Raw genomic sequence first — 15,362 nt, forward strand, 5'->3', positions numbered from 1 at the left:
GCGGCAACCGGCTGTGGATCGCCATCGCGCCTTCGTTGCGCCCGCATGTGGACCGCGCAGCGCCGGTTACCCACCACGCGCCAGGCCGCCAGGACGGCTGGCAAGGCGCGGGATGCTTGGTCGAACACGACGAGCAATACGGCTGCCTTGGTCACGGGGGACGCCCATTGTCCGACCTTCGCGCCGCAGCGGCAAACCGCCATGCGAAGCGGGCGCGATCAGCCGTTGCGATTGGCCGATGCGCTACGCAACAGGCTCACCGCGAAACCGCCGACCAGCAAGGCGCCACCGACCAACAGACCCCACAGCAGCCAACGCTTCCAGTCGCGCGGCGCGGCAGCCGGTTGCAACGTGGCAGCCCCCGCCAGCGGCTGTGCCTGCGCAGCCAGGCGGGCCTGCGCCGGCTGCCACCGTGCGCCGCGCTCGCGCCGCAGTGCCTGCAGCATTGCACCCAGTGGTGCGTCGGTGCGCTGCGCACGCGCACTGCCGGCGACCAGCGCATATGGCGGCTGGCCCTGGGCGAGAAACATCAACCGCTCCGGTTGGTACCCGACGCGCAGCATCGGCACGGCGGTGCTGCGCCCCTGGGCGGCGACCAACCGCCATTGGCGATCGCGCACGGGGGCAGTCAGCAGTTGCGGCGGCGACGCGGCTGCCGTGCCCTGGCCCAGTCGATACGCCAACCAGGGGCCGGCACGTTGCAGCCACGGCGCATCGTCGGTATCGCGACTTGCCACGATCCACTCGACCGCCTCGGCCTGACTGCCGCCGACATCCAGTTGGCTGATCGGAAAGCGACCGGGCAAGGCATACACCAGCGCCGCATCTCTTGCGGTGCCTGGCAAGTCCAGCCACTGCGGCGGTGTGGACATGGCGACGCCATCCAGCTCCGCCTCGACCACGCGTAATGCCGGCAGCTCGCCCGATGCGGTGACCAGGCGCAAGTAACGCGCACCATCGTCCAGGGCGATACGACGCTGCTGCAGTCGCTGCGCTTGATTGTCCAGCGCCATGACCGTGGCGCTGGAGATGAGCACGCGCCAGTCGCGCAGATCGTCGCTGCCTTCCACACGCACCTGGGCCTGCACCGGCATGTCGCCCTCCCAATCCAGCACCAGCGCACGCGGGCGATCGCGCAGCGCGCTGGCATCGATCAGCCAGCTCACACCACGGCCCGCAGCGACAGCGCCGGTCGCAAAGCGACCTTCCAGGCGGCGCACCGCACCACTGGCGTCGCGCTCGGCAATCAACTGCAGGTCGCCGTTGGCCGGCGCGGCACCTGCCGGCAGCGCAAACAGGGGCAGGCGCTGATGGCGTACCGCAGCCGCCGGTGCTGCATCCATCGGCAGCCAGGCGGTGGGCAGCTCTTGTCCACGCGCATCGATCACCGTGACATCGCGCAACGCCGCGTCGTGCGCGGTGCGATACACCGCCGCATCCAAGCTCACCTGATAGAGGCCGACATCCGCGCCGGTGACCTGCAGCGGCCACTGCTGGCGGTAGTCCTGCCGCACATCGGCGGCCTGCGCCAGCAGCGGCAACAGTATCAGCAGCAGTGCCCATCGCATCGTGTTCATGCCTGATCCTTTTCGACGCCGTTCTCTTGGACAGCATGACCTTCGGTCGCGACCGCACGCGGCGGCGCCGGCGCCAGATAGCCCACCACGGTGCACAACAGGCCATAGGCCATGAACGAGCCGATGCCGAGAAGATTGCCCAGATGCTGGCGGTCGACCAACACCAACTTCGCCAGGACCAGCCCCATCAGCAGCGCGCCGCCCAGCCACAGCCCGCGTTGACCACGACGCGAGCCGATCACCCAGCCCAGCACGCCGAGTACGCTCCAGACGATGGTGAGGCTGGTCTGCGACAAGGTGGCGCCGATCAGCGCCGAATCCCACGGCACACCGCCCCAGTGGTGCACGCTGTGCAAGGTGCTGCCGGTGATCAACGCCCAACCCAGCACACCCAGCGCGGTCACCCGCCAACGCTGCAGCACTGTCGGCGCAGCTGCCGACCAGGCCCAGCGCGCAAGCAAGGCCAGGACCGCCAATTGCGCCAGCTCGGCGGGATTGAGCAACGGCAACCATGGCAACGGGGCGGCGCTCACCGGATCCAGCAATGCGCGCAGCCAGCCGAGTCCCAGTACCGCGAACACGCAACTCAGCAACGCGTTGCGTGCAGGGTCGAAGCCGGTTCCCTGCGGCCAGGCCAGCCATGGCCAACGCAACAGCCCCAGCGTCGCCACCAGCAACCACGGTGCCGCCAGCAAGGCGCAACGCCAGCCATTGGACAGCAAGAACGCGTCGGCCAGCCAGGCCGCGCCCAACGAGATGACCAACGGCCACAGCAGCCACCAGATGAACTGCGCCGCCATCGCGCCAGCGCCCTGCTGCGTGCGCAAGCACCACAGCGCACGCGCGCCCGCCACCGCAAACACACCCCATGCCAGCGCGCCCCAATGCGCGAATGGCTGGGTGTGCGCTGCGCCCTGCCACAGCGCCAATGGCGCCGCCAGCGCCAGATCAGACATCACCGTCCATACCAGCGCCGCTGCAGGACGGCGGCGATGCACTTCGGCCGCCAGCCATACACTGAGTGCGACCAAGCCCAGCAGCAGATCCGGCTCGCTGCGCAGATCGGCAAAACGCACGATCTCGTGCACGCCGCACAGCGTCCACCAGCCCAGTCCCCACAGATATGCCAACAGCGCACGCCGCCGATGCCCGGCATCGCGCAGGAACCAGGCACTGGCCCAGCCGGCAAGCGCCAGCAGCACGGTACTCATGCAGGTTGCGTTGGCCACCGCGACCGCATCGTAGCGCCAGGCATCCACGCCGAACGCGACACCCACCGCCGCAAACACCTGCAGCGCGACACCGCCGACCTGCGAGACCCGCCGTTGTTGGCCAAGCCCCAGCCACAGCAACCCCACGCCTTCCAGCGCAAACACGCTCGCAGTGGCACGTGCCGACAGCGCCAGCGGTACGGCCAGGGTTGCGAACCCGACCGCCAGCATCGCGTGCGCCTGGCCCAGCACGCGCGTGGACGCGCGGCGCAGCAGCCAGCTGCCCAGGCCCGCGTACAACGCGGCCACCGCCACCGCGCACAACGCCAATGGCAGCCGATCGCCTTCAAGCAGGCGCGCCTGCAACGCAAAGGCCACGAGCGGCGTTCCGAACAACAGGCTGCCATCGATGAGCCTGCCGGCACTGCCGTCGCCGCGGCGCGCATGCAGGACCGGAATCGCCACGTACATGGCGAAAAACAGCAACAGGAACGGCTCGGTCGTGGCGAATTTGGCCGGGGAGTACTGCAGCGCCCCCCACACGGTGCCGATGCCGAAGGTGAAAGCAAACCCCAGCAGGTTCAGCACTCGCCACGGGCGTGTCCATGCAATCGCCACGATGCCGGCGTTGAGTACGGCGTAGTACGAAAACAGCGCGACATGATTGCCGCTGCCGGTAGACAGCCAGATCGGCGCAAGAAAACCGGCCAGCACGCCCAGCACCGCCAACGTGCGCGAATCCTGCAGCACCGCCAGCACGCACATGCCTGCGATCAGCACCACGCTGATGCCCAGTGCCGTTCCGGCATCGAGCAAGCCGTACAACTTGAAGGCCGCGAACACCGTCAACAACAAGCCGCCGATGGCGCCGCCCTGCAACGCCAACGCAAAGCCCGGCCGCTGCGCGCGCTGCTTCCAACCGAAGATCAGACCGGCCAATGCCAGGACGCTGATGCCGGCCAAGCGCAGCTCGATCGGCATGCGCATCCAGCCCTGGTCGCTGGCGTACTTCAACAGCGACGCCACGCCGGCCAACAACACCAGCATGCCGACCTTGACCGGCACATTGCCCTGGGTGAACCAACGCTTCAAGGCGCTGGCCGCGCGCGCGATGGCGCTGGGCGCGGCCGGAGGCCGGGGTTGTTGCGATTGTGCGGATTGCGGTTGCGCCGGCTCGGCGCGCGTCGCCTGCGCTTGCGGGCTCGGACGTTCCGACCCCGCGATCGCACTGTGCGCCATCGCCTCTGCGGGTGCCTGCGCCGGCAATGGCGGCGGCACCGCCGAGGCAGACACGCCAACCGCGTCGTGGTCCGCGCTCGGCGCCTGCCAGCCAACGGCCTGACGCGCTGCATCGGAGATGCGGTACCCAGGTAGATCGCCGTCGGCAATGAAGCCCGGACCAGTGCCGACAGCGGACGCCTCGCCCGGTCGTTCCCATGCCCTGCCCTGCGCGTCCGCGGGTGCTTGCGCTGGCGCATCCGCAGGCCCGGCACCACTGCGCTGCCACTGCGCAAGCCGCTGCTCCAGCGCCGCCACCCGTCTCCGCAGCCCAGCCATCCACACCAGCGCGATCACCACACCCACCGGCACGGCGAGCAGCACCAGGGCCACCAACACGATTATCGTTTCCAACGCAGCAATCCCCGAGCCGGCGTCCAGCCGAATGCGCGCACCATACAGCCTCGGGCTACGGCTGGGCAGCCAGCCTCTCGCTCAGACGACGGATGGAGCGTCGGCAAGCTGCAGTCGCACGCGTGCTTGCGTGGATGCTTCACACAAGAAAACGCCCGGAAAACCGGGCGCTTTGAACGATTATTCGCGGTAACCGCTGTCGTTCTTGTTATGGATGATCCAGATCAGGTTGCCGCCGGTCCCCATCGACTTGCCCGCGAACACCAGGCGTCCCTGGCCCTTGTAGGCCATTTCATAACGGTAGCGGTCGCCACCGAAGAAAAACGGGATAAATGCCTTGCCGGTCACGTAAGCACCCTGGTCGTCCGGCTGACCAATCAGGTCGGTGACCTGCTTCATCGGCATACCGATTTTCAACTGGGTGAACTTGCTGCCAGGCGCTGGCTTGCCGGTGATTTCGCCTTCGTAATCGTTGATGCCCTTGACGGTCTCGCCGTAGCCCGCCTCGACATCGGACGACTTGATCACCTCACCATCGGCATTCATCCAGGCCGGCGTCCCGGTCTGCTTCTTTGCAGCCCAGCTGGTCGACGGCACGGAACACGCAACTACCACGCTCAGCGCCAGGGCGCCTGCCAAAAACTTATTCATCACTCTTCTCTCGATCCATGGAGTTCCCCGATCCTTCGTACACGACACGGGAACGGCCGCCGTGCATGCAAATTAGCGCACGTGAGTCCAGCAAAGTCCACTTCCGGGCAGCCGCCGAAGGCGTCGCAGTGCAAGAAACGCAACATCCATCGCCCACAAATGAAAAAGCCCCGGCATGCCGGGGCCTGTTTCATCACTGCGCCAGACACTTACTTGGCGACAACCCGCACCATCTCCAGGCACTTGTTGGAGTAGCCCCATTCGTTGTCGTACCAGGACACCAGCTTGACGAAGGTGGAGTCCAGCGCGATGCCAGCGTCGGCGTCGAACACCGAGGTGCAGGTTTCGCCGCGGAAATCGGTGGCCACGACCTTGTCTTCGGTATACCCCAGCACACCCTTCAGTGCGCCTTCGCTCTGTGCCTTCACTTCGGCGCAGATTTCGGCGTAGGTGGCCGGCTTTTCCAGTTCGACAGTGAGGTCGACCACCGAAACGTCCGAGGTCGGCACGCGAAAGCTCATGCCGGTGAGCTTCTTGTTGAGCTCGGGGATCACCACGCCCACGGCCTTGGCCGCGCCGGTGGAGGACGGAATGATGTTCTCCAGGATGCCGCGGCCGCCGCGCCAATCCTTGTTGGACGGGCCGTCCACGGTCTTCTGCGTCGCAGTGGCCGCATGCACGGTGGTCATCAGGCCGCGCTTGATGCCCCACTTGTCGTTGATGACCTTGGCCAGCGGCGCCAGGCAGTTGGTGGTGCACGAGGCGTTGGAGATGATCGCTTCGCCCTTGTAGGTCTTGTCGTTGACGCCGTAGACGAACATCGGGGTGTCGTCCTTGGACGGCGCCGACAGGATCACTTTCTTGGCGCCTGCATCGATGTGCTTCTGAGCGGTTTCCTTGGTCAGGAACAGGCCGGTGGACTCGATCACCACGTCGGCGCCGACGGCATCCCACTTGAGGTTGGCCGGGTCGCGCTCCTGGGTCAGGCGGATCTTCTTGCCGTTGACGATCAGCGTATTGCCGTCGACCGAGACGTCGGCCTTGAAGCGGCCATGCACCGAGTCGTACTGCAGCATGTAGGCCAGGTAGTCGGGCTCGAGCAGGTCATTGATGGCCACGATCTCGATGTCATTGGCGAAGTTCTGCACCGCAGAGCGCAGCACGTTGCGTCCGATGCGACCGAATCCGTTGATGCCAACCTTGATTGCCATGTTCACTAGCTCCTGCGACCGCGACAGCGCGGCGGATGGAAAGGGGCTGTCATTCTAGCAGCGTCACTGTCTGCAGCCGTGTTGTTGTGGGCCGGGATTGGGAACGGGCATTCGGGATTGGTTGGCGGTTCGCCAGTGAGGCAGCTCTGTGCGTCGCCTGGTGAGCCACCGGGCCGCAACTGCGCTCGGCCCCTGCGGGAACGCGCGTGAGCGGCCGAGCCGCGCGCCACGGCATCGATGACCGACGGCGTCCGGATGCACCCATGCCGGTCGCATCAAGCGACATTGCATTGGGCACGATAAAACGGTCACACGCCCAAACATTTCAACCACTTAAAGAATAATCGAATACGCTGAAAAGCATATTCAATGCTATGCCGAACAGCAGAATTTCGGCACCCCGTGGATTTCGATACTGGCCCTGCCCGCTGAGGCACCCCCCATCAATCACACGGAGATTTCCCATGCGTCGCACCCTCTTCTCTCTGGTTCTGGCTCTGGCTGCCACCCCGGCGCTGGCTGGCGGCGTGATGCATTACACCGACAAGGCCAAGCTGCCGGCCGGCGGCGAAGAACGCGAAGTCGCTGCGCTGTTCGACACGTGGAACGCGGCGTTGGCCACGGGCAACCCGCACAAGGTGGCAGACCTGTACGCACCGGACGGCGTGTTGCTGCCGACGGTCTCCAACGAAGTGCGCGCCTCGCGCGAGCAGATCGAAAACTACTTCGCGATGTTCCTGACCAAGAAGCCGCAGGGCGTGGTCAATTACCGCACCGTGCGCGTGCTCGATGACGACAGCGCCGTGGATGCCGGCGTGTACACCTTCACGCTGACCGACAAGCACGGCAACAAGAGCAACGTGCAGGCCCGCTACACCTTCGTCTACGAAAAGCGCGACGGCAAGTGGCTGATCATCAACCACCACAGCTCGGCGATGCCGGAAGTGGATGCACCCAAGGTCGCCAAGGTCAAGTAAGCGGTACATCGCACCGGCGATCGATCGCTGTCGACGCCACTGCGCACGCAACCGTCGGCGTCCCTCCCGCCGCCGACAGCTGTGCCAAGCGCATCGCACGATGCCACGCGTGCGATGCGCGCTGCGAGCCCCAGCACGGCGCGCAACGCCGTGTTCCGCGCAGAGTGTGGCAACAGCCATTGCAGGCCCGCACACCTGGGCGCACGGCCAAATTGATCAGGATCAAGGCAGCGGCGACGCCAAGCGCGAAGACTTCCCACGTCCATTGCACCCCACGAGACTTCTCATGCGTATGCGCTCTACCCTTCTGTTCGCCGCTCTGGCCGCTTCTTGCGTCAGCCTCCCCGCACTGGCGCAATCCAAAGGCGACTGGACCGTTGCCGTCGGTGCCCACCAGGTCGCTCCCAAATCCGACAATGGCAGCCTGGTCGGCGGCACCCTCGACGTGGATGTGGGCAAAAACATCAAACCCACATTTACCGCCGAATATTTCGTCGCAGACAACCTGGGCATCGAGGTGCTGGCTGCGCTGCCGTTCGAGCACGACATTGCGATTGGCGGCCTGGGCCGGGTGGGCAGCACCAAGCATCTGCCGCCGGTGATCTCGCTGCAGTACCACTTCAACGCCCAGGGCACGCTATCGCCGTTCGTTGGCGCCGGTATCAACTACACGCGCTTCTTCGACACCGACACCCGCGGCGCGCTGGCCGGCAGCAAGCTGGAGCTGGACGATTCCTGGGGCCTGGCACTGCATGCAGGCGTGGACTACAAGCTCAGCGACCGCGGCGCGCTGCGCGTCAACCTGCGCTGGATCGATATCGATACCCGAGCGCGCCTGGACGGCAACCGTATCGGCACGGTCAATATCGACCCGCTGGTCTACGGCCTGGCCTACGTGCACCGGTTCTGATCCCCGCGGCGTGGGCGGCGCATCTCTGGCACACTTGCCGTCCAGGGACGTGCATCACCGCCGGAGTTGCGGACAGGTCGGTCACGTCGCCCGCCTGTCCGACCTACCGGGGATTCCATGAACACGCTGACTCGCACCGCCCTCGCCATCGCACTGGCCGCCTCGGCCGCACCCGCCCTTGCACAGTCGGCCGGTCATTGGACGACCGGTTACGGTGCCGGCTATGTCTCGCCCAAGTCCAATAGCGGCACCTTCGGCGGCACCCAAGCCGAGATCAAGGGCGCGCCGGCACTGTCGTTCACCTACGAATACTTCCTGCGCAACAACCTGGGTATCGAAGTGCATGCGGCAGTTGCGGGCAAGCACGACCTCGAGCTGCAGGGCATCGGCAAGGTGGGCAGCTATTGGACGGTGCCACCGAGCGTGCTGCTGCAGTACCACATCAATGGCTACGGCACGGTGTCGCCGTTCGTGGGCATAGGCATCAACTACACCACGTTCCTGGGCGAAGACACCGAGCCGACGGTTACCAGCGGCGATCTGCGTTTCGACGATTCGGTCGGCGCCACTGCGCATGTCGGCGTGGACTTCATCTTCAACGACCGTAGCGGCCTGCGCGTGGATGCGCGCTGGACCGATTCGCGCAGCAACGTCGACCTCAACGGCGCGCGGCTGGGCAAGGCACGGATCGATCCGTTGACCTTCGGCGTGTCGTACCTGGTGTATTACTAAGAGCGCCTAGCAACACGACTGCGTTCATCGCCAGATGGGCGCGGCCAGCGCCCACTACGGCATGCCCCCACGCGGATGCTGCAGTTGCCGCTTGCGTGCAACTGTTTGCTCCATCCGGGCGCGCTCCAGGCACGTGCCGGCACCATGCTGAGGCGTGGCTGTCGCAGCTCCGGGAGGGCCATCAAACCGTCCCGGACCGATGCGTACAATCGCCGGATGAAAACACGTTCCCTCTCTGCATTCGTTGTTGCGACGGCAATGGCCGCCGCATTCCACCCAAGCACCGCCCTGGCCTGGGGCCCGCAAGGCCACCGCCTGGTGGCGCGCATCGCCGAAACCGAGCTGAGCCCGCAGGCACGCACGCAAGTGGCGCAATTGCTGGCCGGCGAGCCGGACCCGACCCTGCACGGCGTGGCCACCTGGGCCGATGAGCTGCGCGAGCACGACCCCGACCTGGGTAAGCGCTCCGGGCCGTGGCACTACGTCAACCTGGGCGAACACGACTGCACGTACTCGCCACCGCGCGACTGCCCGGACGGCAACTGCGTGATCGCCGCGCTCGACCAGCAAGCCGCCCTGCTCGCAGATCGCACCCAGCCGTTGGACGTACGCCGCAAGGCCTTGAAGTTCGTGGTGCATTTCGTCGGCGACATCCATCAGCCGATGCACGCCGGCTATGCGCACGACAAGGGCGGTAACGACTTCCAGCTGCAGATCGACGGCAAGGGCAGCAACCTGCATGCGCTGTGGGACAGCGGCATGCTCAACGACCGCCATCTGAGCGACGATGCGTACCTGCAACGCTTGCTGGCATTGCCGGCCGCCACTGCGGGGTCTGCGGCGCTGCCGCCGCCGGCTGCGGCATGGGCGCAGGCTTCGTGCAAGATCGCCATCACGCCGGGCGTCTACCCGAGCGCACACGTGTTGCCCGCCACCTACATCGCCACCTATCGCCCGATCGCCGAAACCCAGCTGCGCATCGCGGGTGACCGGCTTGCCGCCATCCTCAACGCGGCGCTGGCCGGCCCCTGACGTGGAGACGCCGATGCAGCCCCAGGTGCTTGCCTTCTTTCATGCCGACAGCAACACCTTCACCTACGTGGTCGCCGATGCGGCCACCGGTGCGGCGGCAGTGATCGACCCGGCGCTGGACTACGCGGCCGATAGCGGCGGCGTCGGCAGCCAGGCGGCGCAGGCCATCCTTGCGGCCATCGAGCAACACGGATGGCAGGTGCAATGGCTGCTGGAAACTCACGCGCATGCCGATCACCTGTCTGCAGCGCAGTGGCTGAAGCAGCATTGGCCGCAGGCGCGTATCGGTATCGGCGAGGGTATTTGCCAAGTGCAACGAACCCTTGCCGCGCAGTACGCATTGCCGGCCGACTTCCGCGCCGATGGCTCGCAATTCGATCATCTGTTTGCCGACGACGAGCGCTTCAAGCTTGGCGGTATCGAAGCACGCGTCATCGCGGTGCCCGGCCACACCAGCGACAGCATTGCGTATCTGATCGGCGATGCGTTGTTTCCTGGCGACTCGTTGTTCATGCCGGATGCGGGCACGGCGCGTTGCGATTTTCCCGGCGGCGATGCACGCCAGCTGTTTGCCTCGATCCAGCGCCTGTATGCGCTGCCGGAAAGCACCCGCGTGTTCGTCTGCCACGACTATGGCCCTGGCGGGCGCGCGGTGGCGCATCAGACCAGTATCGGCGCGCAGCGGCGCAGCAATATCCATGTGCGCGACGGCGTGGATGTAGAGACCTTCGTGGCGCAGCGGCAGGCGCGCGATGCCACCTTGCCCGAGCCCAAGCTAATCCGCCCGGCCCTGCAGACCAATCTTCAGGCCGGGCGTTGCGCCGGAGTGGTCCTGTAGCGCGCGCAGGCTCGCCACGCGGTACGCATCGCGTAGCCGCTATGATCGGGGCCCTGTCCTGGTGAGGAGCCTTCGATGCGCATGATCGGTTTCTGGCAGCGCGCGTTGTGCGTGCTGATGCTGGCGTTGCCCCTGCTGGCGAGTGCGCAGACCGCACCGGTGACGGTGTTTGCGGCCGCGAGCCTGAAAGAATCGATGGACGAAGCCGCGGCCGCGTACCAAAAAGCCACCGGCACGCCGGTGCGCGTGTCGTATGCAGCGAGTTCTGCACTGGCACGCCAGATCGAACAGGGCGCGCCGGCAGACGTGTTCTTTTCGGCCGACCTGGAGTGGATGGACTATCTACAGCAGCGTGGGCTGGTGCTGCCGGCGCAGCGGCACAGCCTGCTCGGCAACACACTGGTATTGATCGCGCCGGCGAACAGCAAGCTGCACGTTGACCTGCGCACCCCCGGCGCCATTGCCAAGGCGCTTGGGCAGGGCGGACGCCTGGCCGTAGGCCAGACCGCCAGCGTGCCGGCCGGCAAGTACGCAGCCGCCGCGCTGCGCAAGCTCGGCCAATGGGACAGCGTCGGCAACCGGCTTGCCGAATCGGAAAGCGTGCGTGCGGCTTTGATGCTGGTCTCGCGTGGCGAAGCGCCGCTGGGCATCGTGTATGGCTCGGACGCGCGCGCCGATGCCAAGGTGCGCGTCATCGCCACCTTCCCCGACGACAGCCATGGCCCCATCGTGTATCCGGTTGCTGCATTGAAGAACAGCAACAACCCCGCCACCGCCGCATTCGTCAGCTGGCTGGGAAGCAAGCCGGCCAAGGCGATCTTTGCGCGCCGTGGTTTTTCGCTGAAGGATTGAGGCACACCGTTTGTCGATGTTCACCCCGGAAGAGCTGACCGCGATCGGCTTGAGTCTCAAGGTCGCGATCGTGGCAGCGCTCGCCAGCCTGCCGCCGGGCATTGCCTGCGGCTGGCTGCTGGCGCGCCGCCGCTTCCCCGGCAAGGCCCTGCTGGACGCGCTGCTGCATCTGCCCCTGGTGATGCCGCCAGTGATCACCGGCTATGCGCTGCTGGTGGTGCTGGGCACGCAGGGGCCGGTGGGCAGCTGGTTGCTGGAACATCTCGGTATCCAGTTCGCCTTCCGCTGGACCGGCGCGGCGCTGGCGTGCGCGGTCATGGGATTTCCGCTGATGGTGCGCGCGATCCGTCTGTCCATCGAAGCCACCGATCGTCGCCTGGAAGCGGCCGCCGCCACGCTGGGGGCCGGGCCGTGGCGGGTGTTCTTCAGCATCACCTTGCCGCTGGCCTGGCCGGGCCTGGTCGCCGGCATGGTGCTCGCGTTCGCCAAGGCGCTTGGCGAGTTCGGCGCCACCATCACCTTCGTGTCGAATATCCCTGGCGAAACGCAGACCTTGTCGTCGGCCATCTACGGGCTGATGCAGGTCCCGGGGATGGAATCGGGCATCTGGCGGCTGGCCGGCGTGGCGCTGGCGATCTCGCTGGCGGCGCTGCTGCTGTCCGAATGGCTGGTGCGCCGGCCGCATCCGCGCGAGGACGCGTGATGCTGGATATCGACCTGCAGCTGCAGCGCGGCGCCTTCGAACGCCGCATCCGCATCCACGACGATGCGCGTGTCGTGGCACTGGTGGGGCCCTCCGGCGCGGGCAAGACCACGGTACTCAATGCAATTGCCGGCTTGCTGCGTCCGCAGGCCGGGCATATCCGCATCGATGGGCGCTGCCTGTACGACGCCGGGCAAGGCATCGACCTGCCGACGCACCAGCGCCGGATCGGTTATGTGTTCCAGGATGCGCGGCTGTTTCCGCATCTGGATGTGCGGCGCAACCTGCGCTACGGCCGGCATGCGCGCGGCAAGGCGCCGTTCGGCTTCGACGATGTGGTGGCCTTGCTCGGCATCGCACCGCTGCTGCAACGCCAGCCGCGCAACCTCTCTGGGGGCGAAGCGCAGCGCGTGGCGATTGGCCGCGCGTTGTTGGCGCAACCGGCGATTCTGCTATTCGACGAACCGCTGTCGGCCCTGGATCAGGCGCGCCGCGAAGAATTGATTCCCTACCTGCAGCGCGTGCGCGACGAGATTCGCCTGCCAATGCTCTACGTCAGCCACAACCCCGATGAAGTGCAGCGCATTGCCGACAGCGTGCACGTGCTGGATTGAAGGCGGTGTGGGCGGTGATAGGGCGTTAGCGGTTGACGCGTTATGAGAGGGCGCCGCGTTGTTGGTGACTGGACATGCTGCGCAACGGCTGCAGCAGCTATCGGACCACCTTCCCGGTCCGCACGCTCACCTTGCCTTGCCGCACCTCGAAGGTGAACGCGAACGACAACGTCACCGGTACCGGCTCGATCTGGGCGGCGCCAGTGCAATCGTCTGGCACTGACGGTTGCGCAGCGCCTGATGGATACGTGCACATCGCCGCCGGAACAAACTGCCATCGCAGCGCGGCGGCGCGCACCGCTTGCATGAGATCGGCGTTGTCCGGCAGCAGCCCGGCGGCGCATTCGTCGCGGTCGGACATTGGATCCACGCGCTGCACCGTGCCCTCTGCGCTCAGAATGAGATGCGCGCAGACGGTGGTGGGCGCCAGGCTCTGGCGTGGCGAATCGGGGGGCAGCACCGGGGCGTCGCTGCGCGCCGCGCGTGGCATGCGAAAGCGTTGCGTTGGTGCCAGCGTATAGGATTGGACGCCCGCAACGCCGCCGCCGTCCGGCTGTGGAGGCAGCATGCGTTGATCCACCGAATCCTCGCGCTGGCTGCGTTGCTGCTCGGCCAGTTGGCGCGTGGCGCAACTACTCATGGCCAGCATCAGGGCGAGGCTACCGATCAGGCAGCGGTTCATTGCAACGCCCCGCGTGAGGCGCATCCCGCAGGTGCGCAGCTGGCCACACGTTCGGACCGGTCGGCAGCGTGTGGGCCTGCAGCAGCTTCGGTACCGGAATGGATATCTGCAACTGCCGATGCCGCATCTGGTGGATCCAGTTCGAATTTCACCGGCACGCGCACCTCGGACGCGACCGCCTTGCCATCCTCCAGCGCAGGTGTGAAGCGCCAGTGGCGTGCTGCGTCGAGCACGGTCTGATCGAACACGCCTGCCGGCGTGCTGCGCACGATGGCGATATGGTCGGGTGTGCCAGTCGGGCTCACTGCGATCTGCAGTTCGACAAATCCCGCCAGGCCTGCAGCGACGGCGTCAGGCGGATACCTGGGCGGCTGCATGGTGCCAAAATCCAGCGTATTGCCAGGCACGCGCATGCCATGCAATCGCGCAGGCTGGAATGCCCAGCAGGCGCCACTGACCATCACCGCCAATGCCACCACCACGCGCAGGTTCCATCGCGCGCGGGGCGCCTCCACCGCAGGCTTCAGCAAGGCTGCCACGCGTTGGGTAAGCGCATGCGGCGCATTCCAACGGCAGGCCGTCGGCGTCCAGCTGGCACCACAGTGGGTCTTGAGCATCGCGGTGGCGTAACTGCGGCGCTTGCCCGGATAGCGCGTCAGCACCTCTGCGTCGCACGCCAGTTCCTGATCCAGCCGGAACGCGCGCCATGCCAGATGCATCAACGGATTCCACCAGCCGATGCACAGCAACAGCGCGGCCAGCAGATTGGCATACAGGTCACCGCGCCGCAGATGCAGGCGCTCATGCGTCAGGATCAAGGTGCGTTCGGCGGCGCTGTAGCGCGTATCGAAATCCATCGGCAGCACGATGCGTGGGCGCCAGAGTCCCAACGATACCGGCAGGCCTACATCGTGCGTTGCCGCCCATACTTCGCCCTTGAGCGCATGCAACGCGCCCAAGCTGCGTACGAATCGCCGCTGTCGCCACCAGAGCGCTACGGTCATCGCGACCGCACCGGCCAGCCAGGTGGCCATCAAGGTCCCCGCCCATGCGTGATCGCCCTCCTGCAGGTTGAGCGGCATCGCGACCATCGCCGGCATCTTCGGCAACGCTGACGCGAGCGGCGGCCCTGGTATTGCAGCTGCCAATACGGCAAGTGGCACGGCGAGCCAGATCGCATACGCCGCTGTTGCGCCCAGCCAGCCACGCAGTGCGCGCCGCAGCACCAGACAGGCCACCAATGCGGCACTGCTATACAAGGTGACGCGCAACAGCAATGGCAGCTCAAGGTGCATCGTCCAACTCCTTGAGCAGACGCTTCAATTCTGCGATGTCCGAGGCACTGAGTTGCCCGCGTTCGCTGAAGTGCGCCACCAGCGGTGCAACGCGCCCGCCGAACAGCCGCTGCAGCAATCCTTCGCTCTGCTGCTGCACCCACTGTTCGCGCGCCAGCAGCGGCGCGTAGTGATACCTGCGGCCGTGTTTTTCTGCCGCAACGGCGCCCTTGGTGAGCAGCCGATTCAGCAAGGTCTTGATGGTGGGCTCGGCCCAGCCGGTGTGCGCCAACGCGGCGATCACTTCTTCTGCGGTGCGCGGCGCACCATCCCAGAGCACTTGCATCACCACCGCTTCGGCGTCGCTGATCGGCATGCGATTACATCCGTAATTTTTATCGATTACGCGCGTAAACAGCTTGCTTGTCAAGCAGTGATCGAACGGGCTCCCGACGCCTGCCCGCAT

The 15,362-nt window shown here is 66.2% G+C and carries 15 protein-coding genes; 8 read left to right on the forward strand and 7 right to left on the reverse strand.

Going from position 1 to position 15,362, the window contains the following annotated elements; all coding sequences use genetic code 11:
* Window positions 1–218: 218 nt before the first annotated feature.
* The 4 genes from ACCQ15_RS16420 to gap all read right to left on the reverse strand — a co-directional run bounded on the left by ACCQ15_RS16420 (window position 219) and on the right by gap (window position 6,282).
* Complete coding sequence (locus tag ACCQ15_RS16420; protein ID WP_372380805.1) at window positions 219–1,577, reverse strand: DUF3999 domain-containing protein; 1,359 nt, start codon at window positions 1,575–1,577, stop codon at window positions 219–221.
* A complete protein-coding gene (locus ACCQ15_RS16425) occupies window positions 1,574–4,405 on the reverse strand; it encodes a DUF2339 domain-containing protein (RefSeq protein ID WP_372381575.1) in 2,832 nt (943 codons plus the stop codon). Before ACCQ15_RS16425 ends, ACCQ15_RS16420 begins: the two co-directional genes overlap by 4 nt.
* A 195-nt stretch (window positions 4,406–4,600) precedes the next feature.
* Window positions 4,601–5,071 (reverse strand): hypothetical protein, encoded by a 471-nt coding sequence (locus tag ACCQ15_RS16430; protein WP_008575072.1) that lies wholly within the window; start codon window positions 5,069–5,071, stop codon window positions 4,601–4,603.
* A 209-nt stretch (window positions 5,072–5,280) separates the two neighbouring features.
* Complete coding sequence (gene gap / locus ACCQ15_RS16435) at window positions 5,281–6,282, reverse strand: type I glyceraldehyde-3-phosphate dehydrogenase (RefSeq protein WP_003490161.1); 1,002 nt, start codon at window positions 6,280–6,282, stop codon at window positions 5,281–5,283.
* 464 nt (window positions 6,283–6,746) lie between these two features.
* On the opposite strand from gap, the gene ACCQ15_RS16440 reads away from it, so the two are divergent.
* The 8 genes from ACCQ15_RS16440 (at window position 6,747) to modC (ending at window position 12,940) form a co-directional block, all read left to right on the forward strand.
* Window positions 6,747–7,259, forward strand: a complete 513-nt coding sequence (locus ACCQ15_RS16440; protein ID WP_014090936.1) for an SgcJ/EcaC family oxidoreductase — start codon at window positions 6,747–6,749, stop codon at window positions 7,257–7,259.
* Window positions 7,260–7,545: 286 nt separating this feature from the next.
* Window positions 7,546–8,169: an OmpW/AlkL family protein gene (locus ACCQ15_RS16445; RefSeq protein WP_372380806.1), complete on the forward strand. Its 624-nt coding sequence runs from the start codon at window positions 7,546–7,548 to the stop codon at window positions 8,167–8,169.
* Window positions 8,170–8,286: 117 nt separating this feature from the next.
* Window positions 8,287–8,901, forward strand: a complete 615-nt coding sequence (locus ACCQ15_RS16450; protein WP_011348432.1) for an OmpW/AlkL family protein — start codon at window positions 8,287–8,289, stop codon at window positions 8,899–8,901.
* A 258-nt stretch (window positions 8,902–9,159) separates the two neighbouring features.
* Entirely contained in the window at window positions 9,160–9,933 is a 774-nt protein-coding gene (locus ACCQ15_RS16455; protein ID WP_122272399.1) for a S1/P1 nuclease, read from the forward strand.
* A gap of 13 nt (window positions 9,934–9,946) precedes the next feature.
* On the forward strand, window positions 9,947–10,771 hold the full coding sequence (locus ACCQ15_RS16460) for an MBL fold metallo-hydrolase (RefSeq protein WP_122273514.1): 825 nt from the start codon (window positions 9,947–9,949) through the stop codon (window positions 10,769–10,771).
* Between the two features lie 75 nt (window positions 10,772–10,846).
* Window positions 10,847–11,623: a molybdate ABC transporter substrate-binding protein gene (modA, locus tag ACCQ15_RS16465; RefSeq protein WP_122272398.1), complete on the forward strand. Its 777-nt coding sequence runs from the start codon at window positions 10,847–10,849 to the stop codon at window positions 11,621–11,623.
* Window positions 11,624–11,639: 16 nt separating this feature from the next.
* Window positions 11,640–12,326: a molybdate ABC transporter permease subunit gene (modB, locus tag ACCQ15_RS16470; protein ID WP_008575885.1), complete on the forward strand. Its 687-nt coding sequence runs from the start codon at window positions 11,640–11,642 to the stop codon at window positions 12,324–12,326.
* Entirely contained in the window at window positions 12,326–12,940 is a 615-nt protein-coding gene (gene modC, locus ACCQ15_RS16475; protein WP_122272397.1) for a molybdenum ABC transporter ATP-binding protein, read from the forward strand. Before modB ends, modC begins: the two co-directional genes overlap by 1 nt.
* 97 nt (window positions 12,941–13,037) lie before the next feature.
* Here modC and ACCQ15_RS16480 read toward each other — a convergent pair whose 3' ends face one another.
* The 3 genes from ACCQ15_RS16480 to ACCQ15_RS16490 are packed head-to-tail and all read right to left on the reverse strand — an operon-like array spanning window position 13,038 to window position 15,272.
* Entirely contained in the window at window positions 13,038–13,622 is a 585-nt protein-coding gene (locus ACCQ15_RS16480) for a hypothetical protein (RefSeq protein ID WP_372164253.1), read from the reverse strand.
* On the reverse strand, window positions 13,619–14,917 hold the full coding sequence (locus ACCQ15_RS16485; RefSeq protein WP_277573669.1) for a TonB family protein: 1,299 nt from the start codon (window positions 14,915–14,917) through the stop codon (window positions 13,619–13,621). Before ACCQ15_RS16485 ends, ACCQ15_RS16480 begins: the two co-directional genes overlap by 4 nt.
* Window positions 14,907–15,272, reverse strand: coding sequence for a BlaI/MecI/CopY family transcriptional regulator (locus tag ACCQ15_RS16490; protein WP_008575878.1), 366 nt, complete (start codon window positions 15,270–15,272; stop codon window positions 14,907–14,909). Before ACCQ15_RS16490 ends, ACCQ15_RS16485 begins: the two co-directional genes overlap by 11 nt.
* Window positions 15,273–15,362 lie beyond the last annotated feature (90 nt).

Source organism: Xanthomonas sp. NCPPB 1754 (genome assembly GCF_041475725.2).
Lineage (GTDB): Bacteria > Pseudomonadota > Gammaproteobacteria > Xanthomonadales > Xanthomonadaceae > Xanthomonas > Xanthomonas euvesicatoria.

Bases quoted from the DNA above. Each gene is read 5' to 3' on its own strand.
- ACCQ15_RS16420 (WP_372380805.1), bottom strand. From the start codon at position 1,577: ATGAACACGATGCGATGGGCACTGCTGCTGATACTGTTGCCGCTGCTG.
- ACCQ15_RS16430 (WP_008575072.1), bottom strand. From the start codon at position 5,071: ATGAATAAGTTTTTGGCAGGCGCCCTGGCGCTGAGCGTGGTAGTTGCG.
- gap (WP_003490161.1), bottom strand. From the start codon at position 6,282: ATGGCAATCAAGGTTGGCATCAACGGATTCGGTCGCATCGGACGCAAC.
- ACCQ15_RS16440 (WP_014090936.1), top strand. From the start codon at position 6,747: ATGCGTCGCACCCTCTTCTCTCTGGTTCTGGCTCTGGCTGCCACCCCG.
- ACCQ15_RS16445 (WP_372380806.1), top strand. From the start codon at position 7,546: ATGCGTATGCGCTCTACCCTTCTGTTCGCCGCTCTGGCCGCTTCTTGC.
- ACCQ15_RS16450 (WP_011348432.1), top strand. From the start codon at position 8,287: ATGAACACGCTGACTCGCACCGCCCTCGCCATCGCACTGGCCGCCTCG.
- ACCQ15_RS16455 (WP_122272399.1), top strand. From the start codon at position 9,160: ATGGCCGCCGCATTCCACCCAAGCACCGCCCTGGCCTGGGGCCCGCAA.
- ACCQ15_RS16460 (WP_122273514.1), top strand. From the start codon at position 9,947: ATGCAGCCCCAGGTGCTTGCCTTCTTTCATGCCGACAGCAACACCTTC.
- modA (WP_122272398.1), top strand. From the start codon at position 10,847: ATGCGCATGATCGGTTTCTGGCAGCGCGCGTTGTGCGTGCTGATGCTG.
- modB (WP_008575885.1), top strand. From the start codon at position 11,640: ATGTTCACCCCGGAAGAGCTGACCGCGATCGGCTTGAGTCTCAAGGTC.
- modC (WP_122272397.1), top strand. From the start codon at position 12,326: ATGCTGGATATCGACCTGCAGCTGCAGCGCGGCGCCTTCGAACGCCGC.
- ACCQ15_RS16480 (WP_372164253.1), bottom strand. From the start codon at position 13,622: ATGAACCGCTGCCTGATCGGTAGCCTCGCCCTGATGCTGGCCATGAGT.
- ACCQ15_RS16485 (WP_277573669.1), bottom strand. From the start codon at position 14,917: ATGCACCTTGAGCTGCCATTGCTGTTGCGCGTCACCTTGTATAGCAGT.
- ACCQ15_RS16490 (WP_008575878.1), bottom strand. From the start codon at position 15,272: ATGCCGATCAGCGACGCCGAAGCGGTGGTGATGCAAGTGCTCTGGGAT.